The organism is Gaiella sp., from assembly GCF_035558935.1.
GTDB lineage: Bacteria > Actinomycetota > Thermoleophilia > Gaiellales > Gaiellaceae > Gaiella.
On sequence record NZ_DATMBZ010000151.1, the window covers coordinates 1 to 4,728 of the forward strand.

The 4,728-nt window shown below is 71.0% G+C and carries 4 protein-coding genes; all 4 read right to left on the bottom strand.

What is annotated here, in order from left to right; translation table 11 throughout:
* Positions 1-413: 413 nt before the first annotated feature.
* The 4 genes from VNM44_RS14575 to VNM44_RS14590 all read right to left on the bottom strand — a co-directional run bounded on the left by VNM44_RS14575 (position 414) and on the right by VNM44_RS14590 (position 4,554).
* Entirely contained in the window at positions 414-1,019 is a 606-nt protein-coding gene (locus VNM44_RS14575) for a hypothetical protein (protein WP_325626619.1), read from the bottom strand.
* Positions 1,020-1,031: 12 nt separating this feature from the next.
* A complete protein-coding gene (locus VNM44_RS14580) occupies positions 1,032-1,562 on the bottom strand; it encodes a hypothetical protein (RefSeq protein ID WP_325626620.1) in 531 nt (176 codons plus the stop codon).
* A gap of 13 nt (positions 1,563-1,575) precedes the next feature.
* Entirely contained in the window at positions 1,576-1,869 is a 294-nt protein-coding gene (locus tag VNM44_RS14585; protein ID WP_325626621.1) for a DUF4242 domain-containing protein, read from the bottom strand.
* 90 nt (positions 1,870-1,959) lie between these two features.
* Entirely contained in the window at positions 1,960-4,554 is a 2,595-nt protein-coding gene (locus VNM44_RS14590) for an ATP-binding protein (RefSeq protein ID WP_325626622.1), read from the bottom strand.
* Between the last annotated feature and the right edge of the window lie 174 nt (positions 4,555-4,728).

Here is a 4,728-nt window from a genome sequence, read left to right on the forward strand (position 1 = left end):
GTCTCGCCTTCCGGCGCGTCGGCATCGCCCGCTTCGGGCAGGGCACCGACCTCTCGGATCAGGGCGGCTCTCACGAGTCTGAGCCTAACCGGTCCGGATGGGGCGGCCACAGGTTCGGCTGCGGCGACGCTGCCTCTCTGGTCCCATCCCAAACCCCCGCCCACCCCGGGGCACCCACGGTATCGGGGCAAGCGCGCCGCCTTCGTGCCGCGTCTGTGCCGGTTTCGTGCCAATCCGTGCCGACCTACTGCCCCGGCCGACAGCCAGCGGCTCGTCGAGGACGGGCCACCCGCGGCGTCGGTGCGATCAACGGGATGCATCGACCCGACGCATTGCCGGCGGCTGGATGCGGTGCGGGCGGCCGTGGCCGCCCGCATGTCAACGCACCAGCCGGCAGAGCGCCGCCGGAGCGCCTACCCCCCGTTGAAAGGGTGCATCAGCGGGTTCATGCCTGCGAACACGCCGTCCGGGTTGGGATACCACGCCCACACGTGCAGGGTGACGAGATCCGGGTGCCAGAAGTTGAACGCCGAGCCCGTCTGTGGGCTCTTCGCGGCGCAGGACTCCTGGCTCGCCTGGAACGCGAACGTCCCGTCCTTGTAGTGGCACGCCGCCCCGAACGACCCGTATGTCGCGCCGGGCAGCGGCGCCTTCGCCGGCCTCTTCGGGAACACCCACTCGAAGGCCACGAGCTGCCAGCTCGACCCTCGCTTGCCGTAGACGAGGATCGGCGGCTTCGTGATGTCGAAGGCCGTGATCTTCGGGTTCATGAAGTGCCAGCCCATGTCGGGGATCATCTGGGTGATGACCCCGTAGCCGTTCTTCTTTGCGAGGGCCAGGTTCGTCGCGTACTTCGCCGTCGCGAGCCGGCCGAGTGCGACCTGCGCCGCGAGCTTCTGCGAGGCGGCCGAGCCGGACGTCGACATGTCGTGACGGTGCGCGGGCGCGGCCGCGAGCGAGATCGACGCGAAGCCCGTTGCCGCGAGCATCGCGAGGCCGAGCAATGTGAGTCGTCGCATGTCCGTCCTCCTCTAGTTACAGGTGACCCGTGTATTCCACGGTGCGAAGATCCCTCGCACGGGATCGGGGTTGGGCTTCCAGGCCCAGACGTGCAGCGTCCACACGGTCGCCGCGGGGTTGCCGTAGCGAGCGAGATTCGTCGCGTCGAACTCCTGGCCGTACAGGCTCGGCCGCTCGGAGCTCGCGACGATGTACTCGACGCCCGTCAGCTTGTAGCTGCCGTCGTTTCGCTTCTCGTAGAGGAGCGCCTCGGGTTCGGTCGGAACGAGCCTGTCGTCGACGCGGTCCTGGAGCAGCAGGTGGATTCCCATCGCCCCGTCGCCGTTCAGGTTCTCGATGCAGGTGCCGGTGCCGAACGGCGGGACCTGCGGGAGCTCGACCGAGTTCGGCTCGGCTCGTGCGACCGCGATGTCGTGGTACTTCGCCGTCGCCTGGCGGAGGTCGGCGAGCGAGGACTGACCGCCGCCCGCCGCCGCGAAGCCGGCGATTCCGAGCACCGGAACGACGGCGATCAGCGCCCCGAGAAGGACCTTTGTGCGCATGTCTCTCCCTCCCTCAAGCAAGCGTCGCGATGGGGTCGGGCCTGACGAGCACCGTGTCAGCGACGCGGACGATCTCGTCGACCGGCAGACCTGCCGCCGAGGCATGGCGCCGGATCGCCTCCGGGCTCGACGCCTGGTAGATGCACACCGTCCCGACCGTGCCGTCGAGCTCCCCGAGCACGTAGCTGCGGATCCAGGCGATGTCGTTCGGCATACGCTCGCCCTCGCTGGTCGAGCGCTCCGCCGCCGCGGCGAGATCGTCGGCCGACCGCCAGCCGCCGCGCCGCAGGATCAGGTACGTCTCCATTCGCCCTCCTCGTGGTGGTTTCGACCCGTCGAAGGTATGGCGGAAGGACCGAACTCGAATCGGCTGAACTACCTAGGTTTCGCGTCCGCGTTACCGGTCTTCGAGGAGCCCGAGCCGGCCTGCCGCGGCGACCGCCTCGCCACGCGTGCGGGCGCCGAGCTTGCGGCGGATCGCGGAGACGTGATGGTCGACCGTACGCGGCGAGAGGAACAGCCGCTCGGCGATGTCCGCGTTGCGCATGCCCTCTGCGACGAGCCCGAGGACCTCGAGCTCACGACGCGTGAGCTCCGCCTCGTTCGCCCTCGTCGCGGCGCGCGGGCCTCGCGGGACATCGCGGACGCCCTTCTCGCGCAGCTCGCGCGCGACCATCGCGGCCAACGGCCGGGCGCCGAGGCGTAGAAGCTCCGCGTGCGCGCGCCGCACCGCTCGGACGTCGCCCGTCCGGGAGAGCGCGAGCGCAGCCTCGTAGGTCTGGCCGCGCCTCGCCCACTCGTCGGCCGCATCGCCCCAGTTGCCTGCGAGCGCGAGTACGTACGGGCTCTCGCCGCCGGGATGCCCGTCGGTCTCCGTCTCCGCGAGGCGGCGCCAGAATGCGAGACGGGCGATCGCTGCCGCGTCGCCGCGCTCGAGAGCGGCTTGCACCGTGGCCTCCGTGGCGACGGCGACTTCCTCCGGCCTTCCCTCCAGCCACGAGATCTCGGCGTGCGCGGCGGCCCGGTCGACGATGGCGTCGAACTCCTCGGGTTGCAGGTCGACGGTGGTCGTCTCGGCGAGCGCCTCTCGCGCCCCCGGATCCCCGCGTCGCGCGCGGACGAGGCCGAGCACGACGAGCGCGGTGTGATGCGGCCATGGGGACTCGCGCGGGTCGTCGAGGATCGCGACCGCCTGTCGCGCCGCGTCGTCGAAGCGCGCCTGGGCGAGCAACGAGAGCGCAGACATGGCAAGGATGTTGATCCGCCACAGGTCGCTCGTGTGCTCGGCACAGTGCTTGAGCCCTGCGTCGTAGTAGGCGTCTGCGAGCTCGTGCCGGTAGCGCGACGCGCACACGTAGCCCATGTTGTTGAGCGCCCGTGCGACGACCTCCGGCTGGTCCGAGCGGTGGGCGATCTGCGCAGCTTCCTCCAGCAGCGGAAGCCCGGCGTCGAGGTCGCCCAGCGCGGTCGCGGTGCCGATCGTGACACGCGCGTGCCCGGCGACGTGCTCGTCGCCGAAGCGCTCGCCGATCGCGAGCGCTCTCGCCGCGAGTTCGATCCTCGCCGCCTGGTCGCCGTCGCTCCGGAACCGCCCGGCGGCCTCGAGGACGTACGCGTGCTCACGCTGCTCCGGGTGCCCCGACACGAGCCTGGATGCCCGTTGCACGGTCTCGTCCGATTCCTGCAGGAAGCCCCGGCAGCTCAGGTAGTCGGCCAGCTCGGTCAGCGCGCGCGCCTCCTGCAGCGGGGCACCCTGCTGCTGCCTGTAGCGGATCGCCTCGCGTATCACCGCGATCGCCTCGAGCTGGTCGTCGGCGAGGTAGCAGGCTCGTGAGCGTCCTTCGAGGAGCTGGGCGCGTTCACCCGGCCCGAGGTTGCCCGCGAAGCGCAGGGCGCGATCGTATTGCGCGGCTGCCTCCCGATACGAGCCCGCGCGTGCGGCCTGCTCGGCCGCGGCCGGAGCGAAGCGCAGCACCGCCGGCTCGTCGTCGGCCGCTTCCGCGTGGAAGGCGAGGCGGGCGAGGTCGAGCCCGCGGCTCTCGTCGGCGAGACCGAGCAGCACGGCGCGATGAAGCGCGAGACGGCGCGCCGGCGAGAGCGACTCCTCGACGGCCGTTCGCGCCAGCTCGTGCCGAAACCCAACGGCCCCGTCGACCGCGCGCACCACACCACTCGCCAGGCACTCGTCGACGGAGTCGGCGGCCTCGCCGCAGACCGCGAGGAGCAGCGGAGCATCGAGCGACGGCGGCGCGATCGACGCGGCCTCGACCACGGCGGCCGCAGGAGGACTGAGCTGTCCGACGCGTGCGAGCACGATGTCGCGGACCGTGTCGGGTACGACGCCGTTCCCGCCGGCCAGGATCTCGGTCACGTAGAAGGGGTTTCCCGAGGTGAGCTCGAAGAGCGCGATGGGGTCGATATCACGTCCGGCGGCCAGCTCGCGAACACCCTCGGCCGTGAGGGGCTCGACGTGGAGCCGATCGACCGCCTCCGTCGTCGCGAGATCACCCAGGCAGATGCGGAGGGAATGATCGCGCGCGAGCTCGTCGTCCCGATACGTGACGATGACGAGGCCGCACGTCGAGGAGACCCTCCGTCCGAGCAGTCGCACGACGTCGAGGGTCGCTTCGTCGGCCCAGTGCACGTCCTCGACGACGAGAACGACCGGCTCCCGGGCCAGCGCGAGGAGCTGGCCCGCAACGTCGTGCGCACTCGCTCCCACGATCGGCGGATCGGACCGTTCGCCGATCTCGAGGAACGGGCCGAGCGGGCGCGGGGTGATCAGCGGGTCGCAGGCTCCGGGCAGCACCGTCGTCCCACGGGGCAGCTCCTCACAGAACCGCCGGACGAGCGAGGTCTTACCGGCGCCGGCTTCGCCGCTCACCAGCGCGAGGCGGCCGGATCCACGCCGTGCGGCGCCGAAAGACGCTGCCAGCGTCTCGAGGAGCGCCTCGCGCTCGAGCAGCAGGTCGGTTGCGATCGCCGCAGCCATCGACTGAACCATCGCGCCTACGCGGGCCTCGTTCAAGCCCCGGTCGCACGGGGGCTACGATCGGGGAAGCGAGCGAGCGAAGCGAAGGGAGCGTGGGCATGGCCATCGTCGAGGCGAACCCGAACCTCGGAGCCGAGATCGTCGCGGACGCGAAGGAGTACGTCCTCTACTCGT